This window comes from Pseudomonas sp. HLS-6 TE3448 (assembly GCF_053629555.1).
This window is the reverse complement of record NZ_JBRJIO010000001.1, coordinates 1,681,246-1,706,084: the sequence shown is the minus strand read 5'-3', so window position 1 is coordinate 1,706,084 and position 24,839 is coordinate 1,681,246. Positions and strand designations below refer to the sequence as shown.

Genomic DNA, 24,839 nt, shown 5'->3' with positions numbered 1-24,839 from the left:
TCTTTTTCATCTGAACAAGCGCGAGTGGGATTCATGACGAGCACGCCAAAACCCCTGGTCCTGATCATCCTGGATGGTTTCGGTCACAGCGAAAGCCACGAGTACAACGCCATCTACTCGGCCAACACCCCGGTTTATGATCGTCTGCGCGCTACCCAGCCGCATGGCCTGATCTCCGGCTCCGGCATGGACGTGGGCCTGCCGGACGGCCAGATGGGCAACTCCGAGGTTGGCCACATGAACCTGGGTGCCGGGCGTGTGGTGTACCAGGACTTCACCCGTGTCACCAAGGCGATCAAGGACGGCGAGTTCTTCCAGAACCCCGTACTGTGTGGTGCCGTGGACAAGGCGGTCGGTGCTGGCAAGGCCGTACATATCCTTGGACTGCTCTCCGATGGTGGCGTACATAGCCACCAGGACCACCTGATCGCCATGGCAGAACTGGCCGTTCAGCGCGGCGCAGAGAACATCTACCTGCACGCCTTCCTCGATGGCCGCGACACGCCACCAAAGAGTGCGCAATCGTCCATCGAGCTGCTCGACGCCACCTTTGCCCGCCTGGGCAAGGGCCGTATTGCCAGCCTGATCGGTCGTTACTACGCGATGGACCGTGACAACCGCTGGGACCGCGTCGCTGCGGCCTACAACCTGATCGTCGACAGTGTCGCCGAGTTCAGCGCCGACAGCGCCCAGGCTGGCCTGAAAGCAGCCTATGCCCGCGACGAGAGCGATGAATTCGTCAAAGCCACACGCATTGGTGATGCCGTCAAGGTTGAAGACGGCGATGCCGTGATCTTCATGAACTTCCGCGCCGACCGTGCCCGCGAGCTGTCGCGGGTCTTCGTCGAGACCGAGTTCAATGAATTCCCTCGCGCACGCCTGCCGAAGCTGGCGGCCTACATCGGCCTGACCCAGTACTCGGCAAAGATCCCGGCTCCGGCCGCCTTCGCCCCAGGAAGCCTGGACAATGTGCTCGGGGAATACCTGGCCAAGCAGGGCAAGACCCAACTGCGTATCGCCGAAACCGAGAAATATGCCCACGTCACCTTCTTCTTCTCCGGTGGCCGTGAAGAGCCGTTCCCCGGTGAAGAGCGCATCCTGATCCCATCCCCCAAGGTCGCCACCTACGACCTGCAACCGGAAATGAGCGCCCCCGAGGTGACCGACAAAATCGTCGAAGCCATCGAGCAGCAGCGTTATGACGTGATCGTGGTCAATTACGCCAATGGCGACATGGTTGGCCATAGCGGTGTGTTCGAGGCTGCGGTCAAGGCCGTGGAGTGCCTGGATACCTGCGTCGGCCGGCTGGTCGAAGCGCTGGAGAAGGTCGGCGGCGAAGCGCTGATCACTGCCGACCATGGCAACGTCGAGCAGATGGAAGACGAATGCACGGGTCAGGCGCACACCGCGCACACCACCGAACCGGTCCCGTTCATCTACGTCGGTAAACGCCCGTTCACCGTTCGTGACGGCGGCGTACTGGCAGATGTCGCCCCCACCCTGCTGAAACTGATGGGCCTGGAACAACCCCGGGAAATGACAGGGACCTCGATCCTGATCGACGCCTGACCTGCGTAAACCCGCCATAACGGTCGGTTTTCCGGACAAACGCCTCAAGGCAGTTGCCTTGAGGCGTTTTTTTTGCGGCGCGTGCCGGGCATACTAGGCCGGTCTCCCTCTTGGTATCGCCCTTCAGATGCTTCGCGCCCTGATCCTTCTAGCCCTGACCTGCCTGTTCAGCCCGGCATTCGCCGATGAACGCGCACAAACCCAGCAGCAACTGGACGCTACGCGTCAGGATATTGCCGAGCTGAAAAAGCTCCTTGGCCAGTTGCAGCAGGAAAAATCCGGCGTGCAGAAAGACCTGCGCTCGACCGAAACCGACATCGGCAAGCTGGAAAAACAGGTGGAGGCACTGCAGAAGGAACTAAAAAAGACCGAGGGCGAGCTGGAGCGCCTGAACAGTGAGAAAAAAAAACTCCAGAGCGCCCGCATTGAACAGCAACGCCTGATCGCGATCCAGGCGCGTTCGGCCTACCAGAATGGCCGTGAGGAATACCTCAAACTGCTGCTCAACCAGCAGAACCCGGAAAAATTCGCCCGCACCCTGACCTACTATGACTACTTGAGTCAGGCGCGCTTGAGCCAGTTGCGCAGCTTCAATGAAACCCTGCGCCAGCTTGCCAATGTGGAAAACGACATTGCCCTGCAGCAGGCCCAGTTGCTGGCCCAGCAAGGCAGCCTCGACAGTCAGCGCCAGGAGCTGGAAAAGGTCCGTGAGGAACGCCAGCAGGTACTGGCCAAGCTCGACACCGACGTAAAAGCCCGTGACCAGAAGCTACAGGCGCGCGAGCAAGAGCAGGCTGACCTGAGCCGCGTCCTCAAGACCATCGAGGAAACCCTGGCCCGTCAGGCGCGCGAGGCCGAAGAAGCACGCCAGCGTGCATTGCTTGCCCAACAGGAAGCCGAGAAACAACGCCAGCGCGAAGCCCTTGCGGCCCGCGAAAACGATGCGCCGAAGAAGCCCCAGACAACCCCTGGCCCGCTGGTCTCCAGTGATGGAGCCGCATTTGGCGGGGCATTTTCCGCAGCCCGTGGCAAACTGCCATGGCCGGTCAATGGCCGGTTGCTGGCTCGCTTTGGTGAAACCCGTGGCGATGACTCGCGGGCCAAGTGGGACGGCGTGATGATCAGCGCCTCTGCGGGCAGCCAGGTGCATGCCGTACACGGGGGCCGCGTGGTCTTCGCCGACTGGTTGCGCGGTGCCGGACTTCTGGTCATCCTCGACCATGGCAATGGTTACTTGAGCCTTTATGGCCATAACCAGACCCTGCTCAAGGATGCCGGCGACATCGTCAAAGCCGGTGAGGCCATCTCCACCGTCGGCAACAGCGGTGGCCAAAATACTTCGGCGTTGTATTTCGCCATTCGCCAGCAGGGTCGCCCGAGCGATCCGGCGCAATGGTGCAGGTCCCAGGGATAGGCATTACCTTATTGTTCACGGCCTGACCGCTATCTGTCATGCCGATGCCCCGAACGGGGCGAAACCCGGATCAGGAGTTCGTTCGACATGCTGCACTCGCCCCGCCTCACCTCGCTGGCCCTGGCTGCTGCCCTGGTCATCGGCGCGCCTCTGGCCAACGCCGCCGAACCGGCACAGCCAGCAGCGATGCCGGCCACGACCGTCAGCGCCAAGGCGCCACTGCCACTCGATGAGCTGCGCACCTTCGCCGAGGTGATGGACCGCATCAAGGCAGCCTATGTCGAACCCGTCGATGACAAGACCCTGCTGGAGAATGCCATCAAGGGCATGCTCAGCAACCTCGACCCGCACTCGGCCTACCTGGGCCCGGAAGACTTCCAGGAACTGCAGGAAAGCACTAGCGGCGAGTTCGGTGGCCTGGGTATCGAAGTCGGCAGCGAGGATGGCTTCATCAAGGTGGTGTCGCCCATCGACGATACCCCGGCGTCCCGTGCAGGCATCGAGGCCGGCGACCTGATCGTCAAGATCAACGGCCAGCCGACCCGTGGCCAGACCATGACCGAAGCCGTCGATAAAATGCGTGGCAAGGTCGGCGAGAAAATTACCCTGACACTGGTCCGCGATGGTGGCACGCCGTTCGACGTGACACTGGCCCGCGCCATCATCCAGGTCAAGAGCGTCAAGAGCCAGATGCTCGAAGACGGCTATGGCTACATCCGTATCACCCAGTTCCAGGTCAAGACCGGCGAGGAAGTCGGCAAGGCGCTGGCCAAGCTGCGCAAGGACAACGGCAAGAAACTGCGTGGCCTGATCCTGGACTTGCGCAACAACCCCGGCGGCGTGCTGCAGTCGGCAGTCGAGGTGGCCGACCACTTCCTGACCAAAGGCTTGATCGTCTACACCAAGGGCCGTATCGCCAACTCCGAACTGCGCTTCTCGGCTGACTCGGCCGACGCCAGTGAAGGCGTGCCGCTGGTGGTGCTGATCAACGGTGGCAGTGCTTCGGCATCCGAAATTGTGGCCGGCGCACTCCAGGATCAGAAACGGGGTGTACTGATGGGCACCGACAGCTTCGGTAAAGGCTCCGTGCAAACGGTACTGCCGCTGAACAATGACCGCGCACTGAAGATCACTACCGCGCTGTACTACACCCCCAACGGACGTTCGATCCAGGCCCAAGGCATTGTTCCTGACATCGAGGTGCGCCGCGCCAAGATCACCAGCGAGCAGGACAGCGAGAACTTCAAGGAAGCCGACCTGCAAGGTCACCTGGGCAATGGCAATGGTGGCGCAGACCGTCCATCGGGCAAAGGCTCAGCACGCAAGGCACGGCCGCAGGATGACGACTTCCAGCTCAGCCAGGCCCTCAGCCTGCTCAAGGGCTTGAGCATCACGCGCGACAAGTAAGGTGTTCTTGCGCTGCCTCGCGCTCGTACTGTTGTGCGGGCTGGCCGGTGCCGCCTCTGCGGCGCCGGCCTACCTGAGCCTGATCATCGATGACCTGGGACAAAACCCGGCACGGGACAGCCGCGTGCTCGCCCTGCCCGGCCCGGTGACACTCGCCGTGATGCCCGACACGCCACACGCCAGCGAGTTTGCTCGCCAGGCTCACCGGGCGGGCAAGACAGTCATTCTGCACATGCCCATGGACCCGGCAACAGGGCCCTATGCCTGGCATCCAGGCATGCCACAGGCTGAACTGATGCGCCGCCTGGACGCCGCCCTGGTCAAGGTGCCCTTCGCGGCGGGCCTGAACAACCACATGGGCAGCCGGATGACCGCAGAGCCCGAGGCCATGGGTTGGCTGATGGATGAACTGCACCAACGCGATCTGTTCTTTGTCGACAGCCGCACCAGTGCCAGGACGGTGGCCGCAGCCAAGGCCCAGGAAAAGGGCCTGGCCAGCGTCTCACGTGATGTGTTTCTGGACGATGTCCGCACCACTGCCGCCATCGCCGCGCAGTTGCAACAGGGCATCGACCTGGCGCACAAACAGGGCTCGGCGGTACTGATTGGCCACCCTTACCCGCAAACACTTGACGTGCTGGAGCGCGAGCTGCCGAAACTGAAAGCCCAGGGCATCACCTGGATTGAAATACACCAGATGATTGCCGAACGCAGCAACCAGGCCATGCCCGGCCATGGCAAACATGGCCGGTACCTGCCCGCCCGCTGAACGCTCCCGCTCGTGCTCCAGGCGACGATCAGTCGAGCTGCAGTATCTTGTCCACGTCAGCCAACGTCACATCGCCCCGGTGGATATTGATAAGGCTTCCGTCATCCCGCGCATTGGCCAACTGATAGCGGCGCCCAAGGTTTCGGTCCTTCCAGGCCTTCAGGTGGCCTTTGACGAACTGCCGACGTGGCGTGGCATTGTCCGGGTAGTGGAGGTGTATTTCCCACAGCGGCTCCAGCTTTTGCGTTCTGATTTCATATTTTTCAATGAAGTCATTGGCATGCCCTTCGACCGGCGTTCGACTCCCTACCCGCGCGATCTGCAGCTTTGCATACTTGTACAGGTACTTCAGGCTCTCGGCCTGTGGCGGGCTCTCCATGTAGAAGGTAATCAAATCCTCGCGGAGGGTATCGGCTGCCTCACGAAGCGCGACGATTTTGCCCAGGTCGCCCTCAGTCAACTGCTCCCCTAGTGCCTCAAGCTGCTGAGCCGCCTCACGGAAATTACGCTCTTCATGCTCAAAAATGTGCTCAAGGCTCTTCAGCGAATCGGTTTTTTTCAGGTAACCACGCAGTTTGCGCAACGCACCTTCACGCCTTTTCAACATGCGATTGGCTTTTTCCCTGGCCAGGCGCAATGCATCAGCAGAGGGCGCACCTTCCTGAGGAGCGGGCAACTCATTGCTGCCTTGCGCCTGCTCAACCACTTCGACCCACTGATCACCATGCTGGTGAAAGCGGCTCAGGCGTTCCCCCGTCACCTTATTACGCTGCTCAACATAGACCTGATCACCCTCGGTCACTTCCTTCCCTACCAGTACGCGCTGGTCATGCGTGGTGATGGTGCGCGATTTTGCGGAAAACTTCGGCGTCGGACGCGGCCTGGCAGGGGTACGGGGTTGATCCAGCTCCTGGGCCCTGATCGCGAGCGCCAAGTCTGTCTCGGCGCTGTGTTTCAAATCCTTCAGCTCCGCCCTGTAGCGCTCCAGCGCGTCGGCACGCACGTTGTCGTACGGGTTTTCCTGAAGAAACTCACAGATCTGTAATGTTGTGTCATAGACTTCAAGGCTACTGTTCAAAATGCTGATTCGATCAGACAGCGAAACGTCCTCCTGCTCCAGGGAGGCATGGGAATACCCTGCACGCTTTAAATCAGAACCGATCAGCAGATGTTCCAGCCACAGGAAGTCATCCGGATCGGACATCGCAGCCCTGTTCATGACCAACTCGCCAAGGTCGGTCAGGTAGGCAAAGCGAAGCTCTTTCGTAGTGAAAATACGGTCATCACGCACCGTGGCAACGGCGTCGCTCAACCCCGCCTCAACCAACAAGCCGTCCAGACGATCGAGTTGCTCCATGAAGCCCAGGATTTCCTTCTGCTCCTGGAGGTTGGTCGTCAATGCCTCGACAAACTGGTTGTAATGGTCGATTTCAAGCTCACTACGCGGCCATCTGACAACACGCTCACGACTCTCGGCAAGCGTGTCCCAATCGGTGCAAAGGTACAGCCGTTGGTGCAGGGTGGCAGAATCAATGGCCAACTGGGTCAACACCGAGTCGAGGTTCTTGGAGACCCCCGTGCGCGTATAGAACTTGGCGTATTGAGGCTTACCCAAGTCGATAACGATGTCCCTGACTTGCCATTGAATATCCACCATCCGCCGTAGATGCGTGATCTGGTTCTTGTACTGCGCCAACAGCACATCTTCCCGCCCAAGCTGAAGCGCTTGTACTTTTGCGATGACCCCTTCAAGCACCGCCTTGGCCGGCCCATCAGCGACCTCATGCTTAGCCTTGAACCCCGCCAGAGTCTTCTCTGCGTTGTCTTTTTCGGCCACCAAACTCCGCGAGGTCTCGAGCAGTTTCTCGAAAGCGTCTTTCTCCGTCACGTAGTCTTGCATGGCCTTGCTCATCTGCTCGAGCGTCGCTTCGTAATGCGCCTTGTTGGCCTCGGCCAATGCACTGATCTGACGCTTCGGGCCGCCGCCACGCAAGGCCAATCTCAAATCCAGCGCCCATTCATCAGCCGACAGGTGCCGCAACCGCGGGCCACGCTGAAGACGGTAAATGGGGTTGACCACCCAGACCTCCCCTGCCGCCCGGTCGACACGGTAGACAGCCCCTGCGACCTTGGCATACAGGTTGTCATCGGTACCATACAGCCCCCGCGCCTCGCCATCCTCGCGATAGCCTCCCAGGTCCGTCATCGGGTCCACCTGCCAGCGCCGAAGCTTTTCACGCTGCACTGCGCTCAGGTGGTTCGCGGGGTTGCTCCAGGAAAAATCCAGTGCGGTGCCATTGCCGCCAAGCGTGGCGGTAGTCGAGAACGACTGGTCTTTTTGCACTTTCACCAATGGCACCACATCACCCTCAAGCCTGCGCGTAGGACCGACAATCTCGGGCAAGGCAACAGGCTTGGGCGGCGCGGCCTCAGCGGGCGGCGATGAGCGGTGCAACAGGAGCATGCCCAGATTGAACAGCACATCAACAATCGCCGCGTCCCGCTGAAACTCATCCCCGCTGCGCAGCGCCTTGAAATCCTTGTACAGGCTGTCGACCATTTGAACGATCCAGATGACCATGGCGACAGGACCACGCAGCAGTGGCACTACCGCGCCAAACAGCAGCCACGCGCCTTTCTGAAGCAGTGCCCAGCGGCTTTCGGCATTGGACACTGAGTCTCGGTTGGCCAGCTCGACCAACATCCGGGTGTTGCCCTCAAAGAGCCGCTCACAGGCCGTTCCCGCCACGTCCACCGCCACCAACCGGGCAGGTGCTGAGCGTTCCAGCGGCAAGAGCGTGTCAATGATCACCCTGGGTATGTGCGGTTCATCGAAACCACCGTTGGCGTAGACTCGACGGGCGTCATCACTGAACCAGCTGAGGACACTCTCCTGCAACGCCCCCTCTTCCTTGATGGCATCAAACAGCGCCTCAGTGCTGGGGAACTGTAGCAACGGTTGCTCGGTGTCATGCGGTCGGTACAGCACGCACGGACCTGTTGTCGTATCACGGGGACCAATGACAAAGAAATTGACGACCTCATCCGCGACCTCGCTGTCGGGCTCGCGCTTGAAGGCAAGCGGCCTGATCAACACGGCGGCCTCATCGCCCGCTAAATCATCACTCAGCCCCTGCGCGGCACTCCGCACACAGTGGTAGCCCGCTTCACTGAAACCGGCCTGTCCACGGATTTTGGCCTGCAGCGCCATAAGCGGCAATTGCACTTCAAGTTCACGACAAAACAGCTGTTGTCGATGCTTGAGCTGGGCAGGGTCGCCCAGTAACACCGCAACGTGCTTGGGGTACACCTCACCGATGTTCACCCGTTGCACCAGTTCATCAATGTACTCAGGTGTCATCCAGGCCATGATCGGTTTGTCGTTCCGATGGCTGATGACCACAGTGCCACTGGGCTTTGAGACCAGATTGCCGATGGCATACTCGGTCAAGGTCATGACCTTGTGCCTGATCATGCCAGCTGTTCCCAGTTGCCCTTCGGCAATCGTGAACATCAGCATCAGATCATCCGCAAAGTAGTCGCCGTCCGTTGCGTGATCATTCAGTAGCTGATCGCGCAGTGACTGAGCTGTAAAGACCTTCAAGCTCGGCACATCATAAAAAAATGATTGCCCACAAGACGCTGCCTGCGCATTGGCCAGCCCCTGCAAAAGGCCCAGATAGGCAAACTGATCGGATGCCGAGGCATCACTTAACCAGTCTGGCAGGCTGTCGCTGAGTGTGGCCTGTGGCACCACCGTCAGCAGCGCGGCGGGCTGGAAGAACACCGAAGGATCCGTGAGCGCACTAAAGCCTTGCTCCAGCGCCTGCACATCGGCAAATCGACGCGACGCCAGCGGCGTCAATGCCTCTAACTGACGATTCAACAGTACACTGGCCTGCACCTCGAACAGGTTTTCTTCAGGCTCATAACAGCTCCAGGTCACCTGAGTCACCACGAAACGCTTGGCGACCCACACATGCAAGGCCTTGGAAAACGCCTCTTCGCTGGTAAACGACTCCACCCGCCCCGACGGCTGACACCAGAGGAACCTGTCGTGCCCGTCTACCCGAGACGTCAACAGCACGTCACCACTCAGCAAGGCGTAGGGACCGGCAGCCCCATCCACATGGATATCAATCAGGTAGGCTTGCGTACAGTCATTGCCATAGCGCCGCTGTCGACTCATTTTCAGCGGTACTTCGACGACTTGGGACAGTGCAGCACGCTCCTCACGCCCTAACTCGGCAGTAGACTGGCTTGCAGTCAAAACGGTCTTGAGCACCTCGCTGAGCCACAGCGTCCGTGGCACCTGTGTGCTGCCCGTCTGCTGCCAGTAATCGACCAAGGCTTGTTGCAAATTGATATGAATCGTCGCCTGCAACTCATTCAGCGACTGAGCCACATCCTCCATGTTCAGACGATTCTTCAGGTCACCCGATTGCATGACTGCGGGGTAGTCATAGCTGAGCCGGTACGCCTCCTGAGTCTCATTGGCAAATACCAGCGTTTTGCCCTGTGCGAAATGCAGCATGAAGACATCAAGCAGTGACTGGCGCGAATAGAACAGGCGCTTCTCACGCCTTTCGGGCACCATCAGGCTGATTTGACTGGCCGAGACCAGGCCGGGGTAGTTCCGGGCGAGGGATGGGTAACGTGCGAAAAGCACCTCAAGCATCCGCCGCTCAAGCACGCTACGCAAGGTAGGGCGCGAGGCGAATTGCAAGGCAACCATCGCCTGAATGTTGATATCACTGGGGTGTAAAGAACCAGACATGCACAACTCCTGTCAGTGCGATAGAACACATACAGGAGCGTAACGTCAGCCTTGTACGGCCGATCAATAACTATCTACCACCAGGCAGAAGCGCCCTTCTCGCCTTACAGATAGCGGGCAAACGTCGCGTCAACAAACCCATCCTTGCGCATCTGCTCCAGTGCCTGCTGAAGCCGGCTGACAACCGCGTCCGAAACGCTCTTGTTCAGCGCCAGGTACAACTCTGCACCATTAAAACGCAGCACCGTCTTGAGCTGGTTGATGCCGATCTGGCGGGCCAGGTAGCGACCCGCCGGGTCACCCGTTGCCCACAGGTCGATCTCCCCCCGGAGCAGCTTCCCGGCATTGTCCTGATCCCGAAGCACGATGGAAGGTCGTAGCCCTTGCTTGCTCAGGTGTTCGGCAATGGCATCGCCCTTGTAGGCGCCTATCCGATAGCCACGAGCGTCTTCCAGGCGTTCCAGGGTGATCGGGCTGCCCTCACGCGCCAGCAGGATCCAGTCATCCGGCCCGATAGGGCCTACCCATTTGAACAGCGCCTCGCGCTCCGGCTGACGGGCCGTGACAAACACACCGTAGCCTGGCGTATGCAGGGCCAGCTTATAGATACGCTCCCAAGGAAAGCGCAGAGTCATGCTATAGGAGACATCCGCACGCCTGAACATTTCCCGAACGATATCAGCCGCAATGCCTTCGATATTGGCATCCTGAGCGAAGCTCTTGCCGTTCGTGGCCATGTTGTAAGGCGGAAAGTTCTCGGTCAGCAGCACCAATGGCTCGTCTGCACGAGCAACACTGCTGAGCAGGAATACGCTGAAGATCAGAAAAGCAGGAAGCTTGAACATGGCAGGCACCGGAATCCTTGGCGCCTTCAAGAGTGCCGGGCACCTGAGCGGCTGTCCAGCACCGCAGCACACATGAAAAAGAAAGGGCCCTGTTCCTGCGAACAGAGCCCTTGGCTTTCAGCGGATAATGGTCAGCTGTACACCCGACCCAACACCTGACGATGGCTCTCGAATTGATCGAGTACATCCCGGGTAATCTGCTCCGGCGTGAAGCCCATCAGGTCGTACTCCTGGCTACCATTATGCAGGTAAACCTCGGCCCGATAGAAGCGTTGCCGTACATCGCTGGCACCGTCAACCGGCGCTTCGTTCGGCGCGGCCAGGTAGCCATCCAGGCTGACTTCATAGACAAAGGGGTTGCCCTCCTCCATGTCGATCCGCAGGCCCATCGCCGCACGCGACTGGCCCAGGCGGGTCTGCACCTCATAGCCCAGGGTCTTCAGTTGCTCGGCCGCTTCCTTGAGCGCCGGGCTGACCTGCTTGTCCATGAAGCGCTGAACCATCGCCTGGGTCGGCTGCAGGTCCAGTTGGCTCAGGCGCTCGCTGAAGCCGCGACGGCCCCGGGCCGCCAATTCGGCTTGCTCCTGCTCTACCTGAGTATCCTGTTTCATCGCCTTGAACAGGCCGAACATGAACACCACCAGCACCACGGAGAACGGCAAGCCTGCCAACACCACCATGGTCTGCATGGCTTCAAAATTGCCTGCGAACAGCAGGCCGATGGTCACCAGAGTGATGATCGCCGACCAGAGAATACGCAGCCAGTGCGGTGCGTCTTCGTCGACCTGGCCACCCTTGCAAGACAGGTTGGCCATCATGACTGCACCGGAATCGGCCGGGGTCAGGAACAGCACGAAACCGACAAACACGGCCACACCCACGACGATCTTGGCCGCTGGATAGTGCTCCAGCAGTTGATAGATCGACATTGAGGGCTGCTCCAGCGCCGTGCGTCCCAACTCCACCGCGCCCTGGTTGATCACCAGGTCCAGCGCGGTATTGCCGAAGATCGACAGCCAGGCCAAGGTGAAGCCCAACGGAATCAGCAGCACGCCAGCCACCAATTCACGCACGGTACGACCACGGGAAATACGCGCGATGAACATACCCACGAATGGGCCCCAGGAGATCCACCAGGCCCAATAGAACACCGTCCACAGGCCCAACCAGCGCTCCGACTTGGCGCTGTCGCCCTCATAGACGTAAAGGTCGAAGGTCTTCAGGATCACGCCGTTGAGGTAGTCACCCGTGTTCTGTACGAAGCTGTTGAGCAGGTGCAGGGTCGGGCCGTTGAACAGCACGAACAGCAGCAGGCCGCTGAACAGCAGGATGTTCAGGTTGGACAGGCGACGAATACCGTTTTCCACACCCGATACCGCAGCAATGGTGGCCACCGTACTCATCACCAGAATGACGATCAGCAGGTTGGTCTTGCTATGGTCGATCCCAAACAGGTACTCCAGGCCCGACGATACCTGCATCGAGCCGATACCCAGGTTGGTCACCAGGCCCAGCAGGGTCACGAACATCCCGAAGATATCAACGGTGTGACCGGCTGCGCCCTTGACCCAGCGCTCGCCCATCAGCGGGTACAGCGCCGAACGCAGGGCCAGCGGCTGGTTGTGACGATAGGCGAAGTAGGCCACCGACAGACCAACCAACGCGTAGATCGCCCAGCCATGCAGCCCCCAATGCAGGAACGTCAACTGCAGGCTCTGACGGGCCGCTTGCAGGCTGGCCGGTGCGCCCTCTGGCGGGTTGAAGTAGTGATCCAGCGGCTCGGAGGCGCCGAAGTACAGCAGCGAAATACCGATACCGGAGGAGAACAGCATGCCGGCCCAGGCGCCGTAGCTGAAGTCCGGTGTGTCGTCCTTGCCGCCCAGCTTCAACTTGCCGAAGGAGGAAAACGCCAGAACGATGACGAACAGCAGGTAGCCGCCAATCACCAGCATGTAGTACCAACCGAAACTACGCGACAACCAGGCTTGGGCCTGGCCAAGCACACGACCTGCAGTTTCAGGAACCGCGATCAGCAAGGCAGTCAGTACAAGAATCAACAGCGCCGAGGTGAAGAACACCACGCTATTGACCCGGACCCTCTCAACAGGGGTCTTTATCAAAGAGGCAGAACTCATTGCACAGAGGCTCCAGGCAGTGCGAGAGAAAACAACAGAACGACCCGTTACCTGAGCAAATGGTGCAATAGCCACATTGTCTCAGGTGTTATAAAAGCACCTTGGAAAAAACCGTAATCCCGAACGATTGCGTTAAAAAACAGACCGAAAACCCCGACCAGAAGGTTTGCCGCATGGCCGCGTGCCGTTCGGCCGATCTGTTCAATATTCCGCAAAAAACCGTCAACGCCTTGTTTTACGGGGCTTACACGTCATTTTGGGGTGCCAATTTGCGCCAACAGAAGGTCAGAAAAACCTGTCAATGGTGCAGATTGTCGCAGAGCTTATTCTTTGTTGATTGAACGTTCAATCAAAACAAAATAGACTGGCCTTCGCCGAGGCAGCCGCTTGTCGTCTGCCCGCAGGCCTGAGGAGATTTGCAAGATGCCCAAGGTCGGTATGCAACCCATCCGCCGCCAGCAGTTGATCGAAGCCACGTTGATGGCGGTCGATCAGGTCGGCATGGGAGATGCCAGCATTGCGCTGATCGCCCGTTTGGCCGGTGTGTCGAATGGCATCATCAGTCACTACTTTCAGGACAAGAACGGCCTGATCGCAGCGACCATGCGGTACTTGATGAGCGTGCTCACCGAGAGCGTCGCCGCACGTCGGCATGCGCTCAAGGACAACAGCCCGCGCGCCCACCTGCGGGTGATCATCGAAGGCAACTTCGACGCCAGCCAGGTCAACGGCCCGGCAATGAAAACCTGGTTGGCATTCTGGGCAACCAGCATGCACCAGCCGTCTTTGCACAGGTTGCAGCGGATCAACGATCACCGCTTGTATTCCAACCTGTGCTGTCAGTTCCGCCGCGTCCTGCCGTTGCCTGAAGCACGCAGTGCAGCACGCGGGCTGGCAGCCTTGATCGACGGCCTGTGGCTGCGTGGTGCGTTATCCGGAGACGCCTTCGACACCGACCAGGCGCAGCAAATCGCTTACGAATACATGGATCTACAACTGGCAAAACAGACGAGCCCGGACACACACAACCAGGCCTCTGATGCACCGCGCCCGGCGATTGCCACACAGGCAGGAGCGCTGCGCGGATAGCCAAACCACAATGCACTTGCGAGGACACTATGGCCCGTTTCGAACTGCAAAAACTCTACATTGATGGTGGTTATGTCGACGCTGGCGGCGATGCCACCTTCGAAGCCATCAACCCGGCCAACGGCGAAGTCCTCGCCCACGTGCAACGTGCCACCAAAGAAGACGTCGAGCGCGCCGTCGAGAGCGCCGAACGTGGCCAGAAAGTCTGGGCCGCGATGACCGCCATGCAGCGTTCGCGCATCCTGCGTCGTGCCGTCGACATCCTGCGCGAGCGCAACGATGAGCTGGCCGCGCTGGAAACCCTGGACACCGGCAAGTCCTACTCCGAAACCCGCTACGTCGACATCGTGACCGGTGCCGACGTACTCGAATACTACGCCGGCCTGGTACCGGCCATCGAAGGCGAGCAGATCCCGCTGCGCGACAGCTCCTTCGTCTACACCCGCCGCGAACCACTGGGTGTGACCGTCGGTATCGGCGCCTGGAACTACCCGATCCAGATCGCCCTGTGGAAATCCGCCCCGGCCCTGGCCGCTGGTAACGCGATGATCTTCAAACCCAGTGAAGTCACCTCGCTGACCACCCTGAAACTGGCCGAAATCTACACCGAGGCCGGCCTGCCAGATGGCGTGTTCAACGTCCTGACCGGCAGCGGTCGCGAAGTCGGTACCTGGCTGACCGAGCACCCACGCGTTGAAAAAGTATCCTTCACCGGCGGCACCGACACCGGCAAGAAGGTCATGGCCAGTGCTTCGAGCTCCTCGCTCAAGGAAGTCACCATGGAGCTGGGCGGCAAGTCGCCACTGATCATCTGCGCCGACGCCGACCTGGATCGCGCCGCCGACATCGCCATGATGGCCAACTTCTACAGCTCCGGTCAGGTCTGCACCAACGGCACCCGCGTGTTCGTGCCTGCCGCTCTGAAAGCCGCCTTTGAAGCCAAGATCGTTGAGCGCGTTGCGCGCATCCGTGTGGGTAACCCGGAAGACGAAAACACCAACTTCGGCCCACTGGTCAGCTTCGCCCACATGGAAAATGTCCTCGGCTACATCGCCAAGGGCAAGGAAGAAGGCGCACGCGTACTGTGCGGTGGCGAACGCCTGACCACCGGTGACTTCGCCAAGGGTGCCTTCGTTGCACCGACCGTATTCACCGACTGCCGCGACGACATGACCATTGTTCGCGAGGAAATCTTCGGCCCGGTGATGAGCATCCTCACCTACGAAACCGAAGAAGAAGTCATCCGTCGCGCCAATGACACCGACTTCGGCCTGGCCGCGGGTGTCTGCACCAACGACCTGACCCGTGCGCATCGCATCATCCACCAGCTGGAAGCCGGTATCTGCTGGATCAACGCCTGGGGCGAGTCGCCTGCCGAAATGCCGGTCGGCGGTTACAAGCAGTCCGGTGTCGGCCGTGAGAACGGTATCAGCTCGCTGGCTCAGTACACTCGCATCAAGTCGGTACAGGTCGAGCTGGGCAACTACAACTCGGTGTTCTAAGCACCCTTGTAGCCGCGCCCGAGTCGCGAGACCCGGGCGCCATCCGCTCACCTCGTTCACTGCCAAGAGGGTACATTCATGTCCCAAGAATTCGATTACATCATTGTCGGTGCAGGCTCGGCCGGTAACACCCTGGCCACCCGCCTGACCGAAGACGAAGGCGTCACCGTACTGCTGCTTGAAGCCGGCGGCCCGGATTACCGCTTCGACTTCCGTACCCAGATGCCTGCCGCACTGGCCTTCCCGCTGCAGGGCCGCCGCTACAACTGGGCCTACGAGACCGATCCAGAGCCCTACATGAACAACCGTCGCATGGAATGTGGCCGGGGCAAGGGCCTGGGTGGCTCATCACTGATCAACGGCATGTGCTATATCCGTGGCAACGCCATGGACTATGACGGCTGGGCCAAACTGCCAGGCCTGGAAGACTGGAGCTACCTGGACTGCCTGCCGTATTTCCGTAAAGCGGAAACCCGTGACATCGGCCCGAACGACTACCATGGCGGCGAAGGCCCGGTCCGCGTGACCACGCCAAAGGCGGGCAACAACCCGCTGTTCCACGCCATGGTTGAAGCTGGCGTGCAAGCCGGCTACCCGCGCACCGAAGACCTGAACGGCTACCAGCAGGAAGGCTTTGGCCCGATGGACCGTACGGTGACCCCTGAAGGCCGTCGCTCCAGTACCGCACGCGGCTACCTGGACATCGCCAAGAAGCGCTCGACCCTGACCATCGTCACTCATGCCCTGACCGATCGCGTGCTGTTCAACGGCAAACGCGCTATTGGCGTGACCTACCTGCAAGGCGACAGCGAAGAGCGTGTCGAAGCCCGTGCACGCAAGGAAGTCATCGTCTGCAGCGGCGCCATTGCTTCGCCGCAGTTGCTGCAACGCTCCGGTGTCGGCCCGGCCAAACTGCTGCAGAGCCTGGACATTCCGGTGGTCCACGACCTGCCGGGCGTGGGTGAAAACCTGCAAGACCACCTGGAACTGTACCTGCAGTACGCCTGCACCCAGCCGGTCTCGCTGTACCCCTCGCTGCTGTGGTGGAACCAGCCTGCTATCGGTGCCCAGTGGCTGTTTGCCGGAACCGGTATCGGCGCCAGCAACCAGTTCGAGGCTGGTGGCTTCATCCGCACCCGTCCTGAATTCGAGTGGCCGAACATCCAGTACCACTTCCTGCCGGTCGCGATCAACTACAACGGCAGCAACGGTGTGCAGGAGCACGGCTTCCAGGCCCACATGGGCTCGATGCGCTCGCCAAGCCGTGGGCGCATTCAGGTCAAGTCCAAGGACCCACGCCAACACCCAAGCATCCTGTTCAACTACATGGCAACCGAACAGGACTGGCAGGAGTTCCGCGATGGTATCCGCCTGACCCGTGAGATCATGGCGCAGCCGGCGCTGGACGCATACCGTGGTCGTGAAATCAGCCCGGGTGCGCATGTGCAAACCGACGAAGAGTTGGACACGTTCATTCGCGAGCACGCCGAAACCGCGTTCCACCCGTCCTGCTCGTGCAAAATGGGCACCGACGACATGGCCGTGGTCGATGGCCAGGGTCGCGTACATGGCATGGAAGGCCTGCGCGTGGTCGATGCCTCGATCATGCCGATCATCACTACCGGCAACCTGAATGCCCCAACGATCATGATGGCCGAGAAAATCGCCGACAAGATTCGTGGGCGTCAGCCACTGCCACGCAGCGCCGCCAAGTACTACGTGGCCAACGGTGCGCCGGTCAAGGGCAAGCCGCTGCGTGAAGTGAAGCAGGCATAAGCTAAGGCTGCGGAAAAAAGCGCTCGACCAGGCTCTGCCCGGCGTCCCCAAGGCGTCGGGCATACGCCGCTCGCTGGAACGGCTCCCCGGTACGAAACTCGAACATCGACTCGTCAGGACCAACCGACTCAACACCCTGCAAACGGACTTGAGTGAAGCGAAAATCCGCCCCGACGATCTCGGCAATGTCGAGAATGCGCAGCGGCCGACCCGGCAAGATCAGTGCCTCGGCCTCATGTTCCAGGTCGGAAAAGGCTGCTACGGGCGACGCATAGGCAGGCCCACCAGGCTCCAGAACGAACACCACGGAGCTTTCATCGAAACGTGCCTGAACGGCACTCCTGTCTTCGCGGAACAACTCCCACAGGGTGTACGGGTTTTCTGTAAACGACGTAAAGTCAGTCGTCAGGAGCACGTCCCCAACCTTCACCTGCCCACGCTTGAGCCATGCACCGGATGTGCCTCTCGCCGCGGACGCAGCTCGATACAGCCGCACCTGATTATCGCAGCCAACCATGCCCAACTCCTTGGACAACGCATGAATCCTGGCCACATTAGCGTCAACTGAGCCTTCCAGCGGCAGGCCGCGCAAGAGGTTGTTGTAGCGCTGCGGCGAATGGCTGTACTGCTTGATGTGACGTGCGCCAAAACCCAGTTCATCACGGTACACCACATAAGGCTCACCAAAGGGATCCAGGTAGTCGCCGCTGGCCGAGACCCGCTCCAGATCGGCTTCAGGCAGGTGCGTCAACAGGCTTCGCTGACGAGCCAACGCCTGATCGGACAGTGCCAGCAATTCATCGGCGGCGGGCCGCATGCAGGCCGTCCAGAACGTAGAATTGCCGTCAGAGAGCGGCGGCGCCCCCACAGGCAGCGCATCAACCGGGAGCGGCGGCAACGCCACCTCCGGGGCTCGGGTCAATGGCACAGCCTCAGAATCGCCCGGCGCACGAACAGCACGCGCTTCACCGTTGAAGGCATCGGCTTCAAGCATCTTGGCATCCAGCAACACAAACAACAGGTCCACAACCGCCAACACCCAACCGCGCCGACGCTGGCGTATATCGCTCGCGTTGACCGCCTGGTCCAGGTGCAATCCCAGGCTTGCCGCCCCGGCACCGACCGCCGCCAGGGCCAGCGGCCAGCCCAGCGGCGCCAGCGGTGAAACCACACGACTGACAACCCCCAGCCATGCCAGCCATTTGGCCTTGCGCAAGTCACTATTGGCGGTGATTCGTGCCAAGGCAACAGCCTTGAGTTCCTGCTTGGCGGCCTCCCGCAGATGCACAAAGACATCCCCTGCAACGGGCGCGACATCCCAATTGAGCAATCGCTTACCGGCTGATAGACGCTCACACAACACCTTCCCCGCGACCGGATCAAGGTCAGGAAAGTGTTGCTGAAAACGCTGCCGACCTGGCTCGTCCGCCACTTGCTCCTTTATCCAGGCATAGAGCTGGTCCTTACCGGTAAAACGGATCAGGGCAGGCGTCTCGCTGGCCAGGTACAGCAGCAAGGCATTGCTCGGGAGTACCAACCAGAACATATCGCGCGCCACCTGCCCACTGAAGCTGAGGGCGCTGAAGCCGGAGTTCACACCCTCCCCCTGCGACTGGCGCAAGCGCGCGAGCGTTGCCGGGAAGCGGATCGAACCGACTGCCGCACGCAACACCGCCTGTTGCTCGGCGTCGGACAAGCCCTCCTTCTCTCGTGCATGCGCCAATGCTGTCAGAAACTGTGCCCGGGCAAGCAGACAGAAGTTATCGGCATGCTGCGCCCAGAACCGCTCCAGGGTTTGCAGGTACACCGACTGCAGGTCGAGCGCCCAGAAGGCCTCCATGACATTTTCAGGTGCCAGGCGAACCTCGACACGCTCGTCATAATGTCCATGGCCCGCACCCACTCGGTAAAACCCACCGTAGTTGCTGAGCAGGTCGGGATTGAGCTGGTCGTTGAGGGTGAAACGACGTTGAATCAGCTCGCTCAACGTCATCGACTCGATCGGCGCACCGTAGTGCGCCCAACCACTGAAGGTTCGGTTGCTGCTGACGGCATGATCAAAGCGGTGCCAGTAGACCTGGTCGGGATCGAGCCAATAGCCGAGTGCCTTTTCGATGATATGGCCTGCGCCAAGCCGGGCCAGGCTATGGATATCGGGATAGGCCCCGAGGAAGCCTTGAGCGATGTTCTGCAGAGAAGCGGATGCGAATGATGTCATGATAATTGCCGTATTGGTTGCTGATACGGCATTGCAAACGCTATCAAGCACATCACGGTGGTAACTATCTAGACAGTTTGCCAAGCGCTCAGGTTAGAATCCTTGGCACGCGACCTGCTTGTTTCTGCACACCTTTCCCGCCGATTGTCCTGGAGTACTGCCTTTGAATGCGACCGCCATCAACAGCCTGTTCTTGATCGGCGCGTTGCTGGTAGGTGCAAGTATTCTGGTCAGCTCACTGTCTTCGCGACTGGGCATCCCCATTCTGGTGATCATCCTCGCCGTAGGCATGGCAGCCGGGGTCGATGGTGGCGGCATCATCTTCGACAACTACCCCACCGCCTACCTCGTCGGCAACCTGGCACTGGCCGTGATTCTGCTCGATGGCGGCCTGCGTACGCGGGTCGCGAGCTTCCGTGTTGCCTTGTGGCCAGCGTTATCGCTCGCGACCGTCGGGGTACTGATTACCACCGGCCTGACCGGCATGATGGCGGCCTGGCTGTTTGACCTGAACCTGATCCAGGGCCTGCTGATCGGCGCCATTGTCGGTTCGACCGACGCTGCTGCGGTGTTCTCCCTGCTGGGCGGCAAGGGCCTGAACGAACGGGTCACCGCCTCGCTGGAAATCGAATCGGGCAGCAACGACCCCATGGCGGTGTTCCTCACCGTGACCCTGATCGACATGCTCGCCAGCGGTCAGACAGGCCTGCACTGGGGCCTGCTCGGGCACTTGGTGCGCGAGTTTGGCATTGGCGCAGTGCTCGGCCTGGGCGGCGGTTGGCTGATGCTGCAATTGGTCAACCGGATCAACCTGGCCGGCGGGCTCTATCCGATCTTGGTGATCAGTGGTGGCCTGCTGGTATTTGCCCTGACCAACGCCCTGCACGGCAGTGGCTTCCTCGCCGTGTACCTCTGCGGCCTGGTACTGGGCAACCGCCCGATCCGCAGCCGCCACGGCATTCTGCACATGCTCGACGGCATGGCCTGGCTGGCACAGATCGGCATGTTCCTGGTGCTGGGGTTGCTGGTCACTCCGCACGACCTGCTGCCAATTGCCCTGCCGGCACTGGGCCTGGCCTTGTGGATGATCCTCTTCGCCCGCCCGCTGTCGGTGCTGGCCGGGTTGCTGCCATTCAAGGCCTTCCATGGCCGCGAAAAGGCCTTTATTTCCTGGGTCGGCCTACGCGGCGCGGTACCGATCATTCTGGCGGTGTTCCCGCTGATGGCCGGGCTGCCCAACGCGCAACTGTATTTCAACCTGGCCTTCTTCATCGTCCTGGTCTCGCTGCTGGTGCAAGGCACCAGCCTGCCGTGGGTGGCCAAGCTGCTGAAGGTCACCGTGCCACCTGACCCGGCGCCCATCTCCCGCTCTGCACTGGAAGTGCACATCACCAGTGAATGGGAGCTGTTCGTCTACCGTCTGGGTGCTGAAAAATGGTGCATCGGCGCAGCGCTGCGTGAGTTGAAAATGCCTGAGGGCACCCGCATTGCAGCGCTGTTCCGTGGTCAGCAACTGCTCCACCCGTCGGGAAGTACCACACTGGAGGTAGGTGACCTGCTCTGTGTCATCGGCCATGAACACGATCTCCCGGCCCTGGGCAAGCTGTTCAGCCAGGCACCACAACGTGGTCTGGACCTGCGCTTCTTCGGTGACTTCGTCCTTGAAGGTGACGCAGAACTGGGGGCTGTAGCGGCCCTGTACGGCCTCAAGCTCGACGGTCAGGACCCACACACGCCTCTGAGCCACTTCATCCAACAGAAGGTTGGTGGTGCGCCGGTAGTGGGTGACCAGATCGAATGGAACAACACCTTGTGGACCGTTGCGCTAATGGAGGGGAACAAGATCCTCAAAGTGGGCGTCAAATTTCCCGAAGGAAGTCGCCCCGGCCCGGGCCTGTTCCTCTAAACTCCGCTTTCTTACATCTGCTTGTACGAATTTTCTGCCTATGTCCTTGCGCACGCTTGTCTGCGCAGCCCTGCTGGGGCTGTGCCTTTCTGCAACCTTCGCCTTCGCTGCGGAGCCACCCAACGCTGCCGCTGTTCAGCAAAGTCTCGACAAAATTGCCGAGCGCAAGCTGCCTGAGGCGGAGCAGAAAGCCCTGCGTCAGGTGCTGGAACAAACCCTGGTCTTCCTCAACAGCAAGGATGACAGTGAAAAACGCCTGGCCGCGCTCAAGCAGCAACTCAGCGATGCCCCAAAAAAGACCGGTGAAAACCAGCGCGAACTGGCCAAGCTCAAGAGCAGCACGGTCATTCCGGTGGCTGAGCGTTATGCCAGCCTTGATGTTCCCCAGTTGGAACAGTTGCTCACCGAACGCACGACCCAACAGAGTGACCTGCAAAAGGCACTCTCCGAAGCCAACAGCCTGACCATTACCTCCCAGACTCGCCCGGAGCGGGCCCAGGCCGAAATCAGCGACAACCAGACACGCAGCCAACAGATCAATACCAGCCTGAAACTGGGCAAAGAAGCCGGGAAGGTGCTGTCGCCAGAACAGCGCAACCAACTCAATGCCGAGCTAGCCGCCCTCAACGCCCTGACCCTGCTACGCCGGCAGGAACTGGCCGGCAACAGCTTGCTGCAAGATCTGGGTAGCAGCCAGCATGACTTGCTGATCGAGCGCGCGGCACGCCTGGAGCAAGAGATTCAGGACCTGCAGACCCTGATCAACCAGAAGCGCCTGGCCCAGTCGCAGCAGACCGTCACCGAACAATCCATCGAGGCGCAGAAAGCCGGGGGCAGCAGTGTTCTGGCCACCGAAAGTGCTGCCAACCTCAAGCTCTCCGACTACCTGCTGCTGAGCACAGACCGGCTCAACCAACTGACTCAGGAAAACCTCAAGACCAAGCAGCAACTTGATGCCCTGACCCAGAGCGATCTGGCGCTGGACGAACAAATCAGTGTGCTCAAGGGCAGCCTGCTGCTGTCCAAGATTCTCTACAAACAGAAACAGTCCCTGCCGCACTTGAAAGTCGACGGTGACCTGGCTGACCAGATTGCCGATATCCGCCTCTACCAGTTTGAGATCAACCAGCAGCGCGAGCAGATCAGCAGCCCGAGTAGCTATGTCGACAAACTGCTGGCCAGCCACCCAGAGGAAAGCGCTACGCCGCAATTGCGCAAGGCGTTGCTTGAAGTCGCGATCACCCGCAGTGACCTGCTTGAGCGACTTAACCGTGAACTGAGTGCACTGCTCAACGAATCCATCACCCTGCAACTGAACCAGAAACAGCTGCTGAGCACAGCGCAGAACCTGCGCGCCACCCTCGACGAGCAGATGTTCTGGATCCCCAGCAACAAGCCGCTGGAACTGGAATGGCTACGCAGCGTACCTGAGCGCCTGCAAAAGCAGGTCGTGAGCCTGCCGTGGGCCTCAAGTGTGAGTGAACTGGCTGACGGTCTGGTGCAGCGCCCGCTGTTGTTCCTGCCGCTGCTGTTGCTGATCGGTGCCCTGCTATGGCGCCGCAACTACCTGTATGCGCGCCTGAGCAAGGTCCATCGGGATATCGGTCACTTCAAGCGCGATAGTCAGTGGCACACCCCTCAGGCGCTCCTGATCAACGTGCTGCTGGCGCTGCCGATCAGCCTGGCGCTGGCCCTGTGCGGCTTTGCCTTGCAGATCGACGCACGCGGTCAGAATGCCAACCTCGGTGCCGCCCTGCTACAGATTGCCCAAGCCTGGATGGTGTTCTACACCGCGTACCGGATTCTCGCGCCCGCGGGGGTTGCCGAGCTGCATTTTCGCTGGGAGAAACCGCAGGTGGAGTTCCTCCGCAGCTGGATCCGGCGTCTTGGCGCAGTGGTGTTGGCACTGGTGGCCGTGGTGGCGGTCGCCGAGCACCAACCCTCGGCCTTGGCCGATGACGTGCTGGGTATCGGCGTAGTACTGACCTGCTACGCCCTGATGACCTGGTTGCTCAGCCGCCTGCTGCTCAGTAGCCCGAACCATAACCAGGCCTCGCTGTTTCGCATGGCCGTGGGGCTGGCCTTCACCGTATTGCCAATCGCCCTGTTCGTCGCGGTCTGTTTTGGTTACTACTACACCGCGCTGAAACTCACCGACCGGCTGATCGACACGCTGTATCTGTTGATGCTCTGGCTGGTGATCGAGGCTGCATTCGTCCGTGGCCTGGCAGTTGCCGCACGCCGCCTGGCTTATCAGCGTGCGCAGAGTAAACGTCAGGCCGTCAAGGAAGGCCCGGACGGTGAAACGATGATTGAAGAGCCGACCCTGGACATCGAACAGGTCAACCAGCAGTCGCTGCGACTGATCCGCCTCGCGCTGCTCGGCATCTTCATTGGCGCCCTGTACTGGGTCTGGGCAGACCTGATCAGTGTGTTTGCCTACCTCGACAACATCACCCTCTACGAATACACCAGCGGCACCGGTGCAGCCATGAGCATGGTCCCGATCAGCCTCGGTGACCTGTTGGGTGCACTGGTAATCGTCGGTATCACCTTTGCCCTGGCCAGCAACCTGCCAGGCTTGCTGGAAGTGCTGGTACTGTCGCGGCTGAACCTGGCCCAAGGCAGTGCCTACGCGACGACCACGCTGTTGTCCTATGCAATTGCCGGAATCGGCTTCGTCACCACGCTATCGACCCTCGGCGTCAGTTGGGACAAGCTGCAGTGGCTGGTGGCTGCGCTGTCGGTCGGCCTGGGCTTCGGGATGCAAGAAATCTTCGCCAACTTCATCTCGGGGATCATGATCCTGTTCGAACGCCCAGTGCGTATCGGGGACACCATCACCATCGGCAACCTGTCCGGTACCGTGAGCAAGATCCGCATCCGAGCGACCACCATTACCGACTTCGACCGCAAGGACATCATTGTCCCGAACAAGACCTTCATTACCGGGCAACTGATCAACTGGTCGCTGACTGACACCATCACCCGAGTCACGCTCAAGATCGGCGTCGACTATGGCTCGGATCTGGAGCTGGTGCGCAACCTGCTGCTCAAGGCCGCCAACGACAACCCACGCGTGCTCAAGGAGCCGGCCCCGACGGTCTACTTCCTCAATTTTGGCGAAAGCACACTGGACCACGAACTGCGCATGCATGTCCGCGACCTCGGTGACCGCAACCCGGCGCTGGATGAGGTCAACCGCGTCATCAACAGCGAGTTCAAGAAAAACAACATCAACATCGCGTACCGCCAACTGGAGATTTACCTGAAAAACATGCAGGGACAGGTGTTCAACATCGTTCCCGCAGAGGATCAGAAAACCGCCGTGCCAATCCCTTTGATTGGCAAGCCGGGTGATCTGGCATCAGGTTCCAATCCCGCCTGACTGGACGTCAACGGCCATACCCTTGCAGAATGCTCGGACATTCT

13 protein-coding genes are annotated in these 24,839 nt (G+C 60.2%); 9 read left to right on the top strand and 4 right to left on the bottom strand.

Annotated features, from left to right (window positions below):
• The first annotated feature begins 33 nt into the window (after nucleotides 1-33).
• The 4 genes from gpmI to AB7M23_RS07910 all read left to right on the top strand — a co-directional run bounded on the left by gpmI (nucleotide 34) and on the right by AB7M23_RS07910 (nucleotide 5,159).
• Complete coding sequence (gene gpmI, locus AB7M23_RS07925) at nucleotides 34-1,569, top strand: 2,3-bisphosphoglycerate-independent phosphoglycerate mutase (RefSeq protein WP_454240570.1); 1,536 nt, start codon at nucleotides 34-36, stop codon at nucleotides 1,567-1,569.
• 127 nt (nucleotides 1,570-1,696) lie between these two features.
• Complete coding sequence (locus AB7M23_RS07920) at nucleotides 1,697-2,983, top strand: murein hydrolase activator EnvC family protein (RefSeq protein WP_330522243.1); 1,287 nt, start codon at nucleotides 1,697-1,699, stop codon at nucleotides 2,981-2,983.
• Nucleotides 2,984-3,070: 87 nt separating this feature from the next.
• A complete protein-coding gene (locus tag AB7M23_RS07915) occupies nucleotides 3,071-4,390 on the top strand; it encodes a S41 family peptidase (protein WP_454240569.1) in 1,320 nt (439 codons plus the stop codon).
• 1 nt (nucleotide 4,391) lies between these two features.
• Nucleotides 4,392-5,159 carry a divergent polysaccharide deacetylase family protein gene (locus AB7M23_RS07910; protein ID WP_454240568.1) on the top strand — a complete coding sequence of 256 codons (768 nt, stop codon included), beginning with the start codon at nucleotides 4,392-4,394 and terminating at the stop codon, nucleotides 5,157-5,159.
• Between the two features lie 28 nt (nucleotides 5,160-5,187).
• On the opposite strand, the gene AB7M23_RS07905 is transcribed toward AB7M23_RS07910, so the two are convergent.
• The 3 genes from AB7M23_RS07905 to betT all read right to left on the bottom strand — a co-directional run bounded on the left by AB7M23_RS07905 (nucleotide 5,188) and on the right by betT (nucleotide 12,916).
• Nucleotides 5,188-9,936, bottom strand: a complete 4,749-nt coding sequence (locus tag AB7M23_RS07905; RefSeq protein WP_454240567.1) for a dermonecrotic toxin domain-containing protein — start codon at nucleotides 9,934-9,936, stop codon at nucleotides 5,188-5,190.
• Between the two features lie 104 nt (nucleotides 9,937-10,040).
• Complete coding sequence (locus AB7M23_RS07900; protein ID WP_454240566.1) at nucleotides 10,041-10,781, bottom strand: substrate-binding periplasmic protein; 741 nt, start codon at nucleotides 10,779-10,781, stop codon at nucleotides 10,041-10,043.
• 131 nt (nucleotides 10,782-10,912) lie between these two features.
• The gene (gene betT / locus AB7M23_RS07895) at nucleotides 10,913-12,916 is read right to left on the bottom strand and encodes a choline BCCT transporter BetT (RefSeq protein ID WP_454240565.1); all 2,004 of its coding nucleotides are present in this window, start codon (nucleotides 12,914-12,916) and stop codon (nucleotides 10,913-10,915) included.
• Nucleotides 12,917-13,339: 423 nt separating this feature from the next.
• On the opposite strand from betT, the gene betI reads away from it, so the two are divergent.
• From betI to betA, 3 genes are all read left to right on the top strand, one after another.
• The gene (gene betI, locus AB7M23_RS07890) at nucleotides 13,340-14,005 is read left to right on the top strand and encodes a transcriptional regulator BetI (protein WP_454240564.1); all 666 of its coding nucleotides are present in this window, start codon (nucleotides 13,340-13,342) and stop codon (nucleotides 14,003-14,005) included.
• A gap of 29 nt (nucleotides 14,006-14,034) precedes the next feature.
• Nucleotides 14,035-15,507 carry a betaine-aldehyde dehydrogenase gene (gene betB / locus AB7M23_RS07885; protein WP_065758225.1) on the top strand — a complete coding sequence of 491 codons (1,473 nt, stop codon included), beginning with the start codon at nucleotides 14,035-14,037 and terminating at the stop codon, nucleotides 15,505-15,507.
• Between the two features lie 78 nt (nucleotides 15,508-15,585).
• Nucleotides 15,586-17,283, top strand: coding sequence for a choline dehydrogenase (gene betA / locus AB7M23_RS07880; protein WP_454240563.1), 1,698 nt, complete (start codon nucleotides 15,586-15,588; stop codon nucleotides 17,281-17,283).
• A gap of 1 nt (nucleotide 17,284) precedes the next feature.
• On the opposite strand, the gene AB7M23_RS07875 is transcribed toward betA, so the two are convergent.
• Nucleotides 17,285-19,501, bottom strand: coding sequence for a dermonecrotic toxin domain-containing protein (locus AB7M23_RS07875; protein ID WP_454240562.1), 2,217 nt, complete (start codon nucleotides 19,499-19,501; stop codon nucleotides 17,285-17,287).
• A 163-nt stretch (nucleotides 19,502-19,664) separates the two neighbouring features.
• Between AB7M23_RS07875 and AB7M23_RS07870 the strand changes: the two genes are divergently transcribed.
• Together AB7M23_RS07870 and mscK are read left to right on the top strand one after the other, a co-directional pair.
• Nucleotides 19,665-21,407: a potassium/proton antiporter gene (locus AB7M23_RS07870; protein WP_065758222.1), complete on the top strand. Its 1,743-nt coding sequence runs from the start codon at nucleotides 19,665-19,667 to the stop codon at nucleotides 21,405-21,407.
• A 40-nt stretch (nucleotides 21,408-21,447) separates the two neighbouring features.
• Nucleotides 21,448-24,795, top strand: coding sequence for a mechanosensitive channel MscK (mscK, locus tag AB7M23_RS07865; RefSeq protein WP_330522235.1), 3,348 nt, complete (start codon nucleotides 21,448-21,450; stop codon nucleotides 24,793-24,795).
• Nucleotides 24,796-24,839: the final 44 nt, after the last annotated feature.